The following is a 1,075-nucleotide window of genomic DNA, read 5'->3' on the forward strand; positions in this document are numbered from 1 at the left end:
TCGCAGATTCAAATCCCAAGTGCAACACATTTGTAGTCAGTTGAAAAAGTTAGGTGTATTCATAGAATCATTAGACTTTTTCAACTCGCAATTGGAAAGCACACAATGAAGAAATACACCCAACTCTCTCAAGATGAAAGATACGAAATTTATGCTACTTTGAAAAGTAAAAGTTCAATCGCCTCCCTTGCTCGGGAGTTAGGACGTTCACGATCAACCATCTACCGTGAATTAAAAAGAAATACTGGACAACGTGGATATAGAGCTCAACAGGCAGCTAAATTTGCAAGTCAAAGACGGTATCGTCCTTCATCATCAATGACAGCATTTGCCTTCGCTTATATTGATTATTTGATTGGTTTGGACTGGTCACCAGAACAAATTTCAGGTGCTTTAACACAACGCGGTTGGCTGGATGTACCTTCACATGAGTGGATTTACCAGTACATTTATCAAGATAAATCAAAAGGCGGTAAACTTCATCTACACTTAAGGCATCAGAAGAAATATCGAAAACGCGGTTACAAAAACACGGATCGTAGGGGTCAAATCATTGATAAAACAAGTATTCACTGCCGAGACCAGGTCATTGATCAACGACAACGTTTAGGAGATTTCGAAGGTGACACGGTGATTGGTAAACATCATAAAGGTGCTTTATTGACTCTCGTTGATCGAAAGAGCCTGTATGTACATATTGTTCATTTAGGGCCAACGAGAGCATCCTCTCAAACGATTACTTGTGCATTAGATCGTTTACAAATGAGCCATGCTTATAGTGTAACATTTGATAATGGCAAAGAATTTTCCGAACACAAAAGAATTACTGATGTTGGCATAGAGACGTATTTTGCTGATCCTTACAAGTCTATTCAACGAGCTAGAAATGAAAATACGAATGGTTTAATCCGTCAATATCTGCCAAAATCATCATCGTTTGATGACGTGTCAAACGAACAAATAGAGCAGATAGAATTTGCACTCAACCATCGTCCTAGAAAAACACTAGGTTGGTATACACCGAGTGAAGTTATGGCTGGTTTTTATACTGTTGCACTTGCCGCTTGAATCCGCC

General features: G+C 39.1%; 1 protein-coding gene. It reads left to right on the plus strand.

What is annotated here, in order from left to right; all coding sequences use genetic code 11:
- Positions 1–105: 105 nt before the first annotated feature.
- A complete protein-coding gene (locus FTU98_RS13860; protein WP_033917576.1) occupies positions 106–1,068 on the plus strand; it encodes an IS30-like element IS18 family transposase in 963 nt (320 codons plus the stop codon).
- Positions 1,069–1,075 lie beyond the last annotated feature (7 nt).

The organism is Acinetobacter sp. YH12211, assembly GCF_013418015.1.
In the GTDB taxonomy this organism is placed as follows: Bacteria; Pseudomonadota; Gammaproteobacteria; order Pseudomonadales; family Moraxellaceae; genus Acinetobacter; species Acinetobacter towneri.

Excerpts from the sequence above, each read along its gene's own strand:
- FTU98_RS13860 (WP_033917576.1), top strand. The coding sequence starts at position 106 with ATGAAGAAATACACCCAACTCTCTCAAGATGAAAGATACGAAATTTAT.